Below are 1960 nucleotides of genomic sequence, written 5' to 3'. Positions count from 1 at the left end.
ACGGAACGGGTCGACCACGAAGCGCTCGGCCGTCAGCTCCGGTCGGTTCAGATAGCCTCGCGCCACCCCCACCCCGCCCACGTACAACTCCCCGATCACCCCGATCGGCACAGGCTCCCCGTACCCATCCAGCACGTAGCAGTGCATGTTGTCCACCGGGCGCCCGATCGGCACCGTCGCCCCCACCCCGCTGATGTCCACCTCAGGCAGGCACGTCGCATCGATGCTGGTCTCGGTCGGTCCGTAGAAGTTGCCGATGCGCACCTTGAGCTTGCGCACCACCTCGCTCGCCAGACTCCTCTCCAGCGCTTCGCCCCCGCACACGACGTAGCGCAGGCTCTCGCATCCCTTCAGGTCCGGCTCCGCCAGCATGGCCTTGAGCGCCGAGGGCACCACCTGCAGCACCGTGACGCCATGCTCGCCGATCGCCTCGATCACGCTCGCGCTGTCGCGCTCTTCCCCAGCCTGCAGCACCACCACCGCCGCCCCGACGTGCAACGGCACCAGCATCTCCACCAGCGCCGGATCGAAGCTGATGCTCGTCTTGAACAGCATCCGGTCCCGGGCCTGCAGGCCCACCGTGCGACCGAACCACTGCACGTGGTTGCTGATGCCTTCGTGCAGCACTTGCACGCCCTTGGGCCGCCCCGTCGAACCCGAGGTGTAGATCACGTAGGCCAGATCCTTCGGCTCGACCCCCACGCAGGGGTTGCCTTTCACCGGCCCGCTCCACAACGCCTGCAGCGGCTCTTCTTCCAGGCACAGCACTTCCACGCCGGTCGCGCCGGCTCCCCACGTGCGCATCGCCTCGCGCGCCTCGCGGTCCACGAGTACCCAGCGCGCCGCGCTGTCTTCGAGCATGAAGGCCAGCCGCTCTTCAGGGTAGCTCGGGTCCAGCGGCAGGTAGGCCCCGCCAGCCTTGGCAATCCCCAGCAGCGCCACCACGGTGTGCATGCTGCGCTGCATGCACACCCCCACCAGCGCCTCCCGGCCCACGCCCAGACCGATCAGGTGGTGGGCCAGCGCGTTGGCCCTGTCGTTGAGTTCGGCGTAGCTCCAGCTTCCCTGCCCCTCCTGCGTCGACAGCACCGCCAGTGCCTGCGGCGTGCGCTCGGCCTGCCCTTCGAACAACTCGTGCAGGCGCTGCACTTCGTTGGGCTGCCGGCGGCCTTCCCAGCCTTGCAGCAGCAGCGCCTTCTCCTCCGCTCCCAGCAGCGGCAACCGGTCGATGGCCTGTCCTTCGTCTCTCACGATGGCGCGCAGCAGTTCGCCGTAGTGCTCGCTCAGCCGGCGCACCGTCTCTTCTTCGAACAGCTCTCGGCTGTATTCGAACTCCCCTCTCAGCTCACCCTGCACTTCCGTGAGCGAGAGCCCCAGGTCGAACTGCGCCTTGCCCGTGTGCACGGCCATGCGCTCGGCACTCACGCCCTGCAGGTTCAGTTCCCCCTGCGGCGCGTTCTGCAGGTCGAAGACCACCTGGTACAGCGGGTTGTGTCCGATGCGGCGCTGCGGACTGAGCTCCGTGACCAGCCGGTCGAAGCTGAGGTCCTGGTGTTCGTAGGCCTGCAGCGCCCCGGACTTCACCCTCTCCAGCAGTTCCGAGAACCGCGGCTTTCCGCTCAGGTCGGTGCGCAGCACCACCATGTTCACGAAGTACCCGATCAGCCCCTCGAGCTCTTCGTGCGGCCTCGCCCCCGTGGGCGTGCCCACCGCAATGTCCTCTTGCCCACTGTGGCGCATCAGCAGCACCTTGTATGCCGCCAGCAGCACCATGAACAGCGTCGCTCCGTGCCGCCTCGCCAGTTCCTTCAGCCCCTCACCTCCGCAGCATCGGCCTCGAACCTCACCACCCCTCCGCCACCTTCGCCTCGCCCAGACCTCTCCCGGTCCGCCGGCAGCCTCAGCTCCTCCAACCCCGCCAGCCGTCCTCCCCAATACCTCAGATCGGCTGCGCTGGCTT

1 protein-coding gene is annotated in these 1960 nt (G+C 68.0%); it reads right to left on the bottom strand.

The features are described 5' to 3' along the window. The coding region (locus tag x551_RS21595; protein WP_152543628.1) for an amino acid adenylation domain-containing protein at positions 1–1935 on the bottom strand (1935 nt) is incomplete at its 3' end. Positions 1936–1960 lie beyond the last annotated feature (25 nt).

This window comes from Methylibium sp. T29 (genome assembly GCF_000576205.1).
GTDB classification, from domain to species: domain Bacteria; phylum Pseudomonadota; class Gammaproteobacteria; order Burkholderiales; family Burkholderiaceae_C; genus Methylibium; species Methylibium petroleiphilum.
This window is presented reverse-complemented; position numbering and strand designations above follow the sequence as displayed.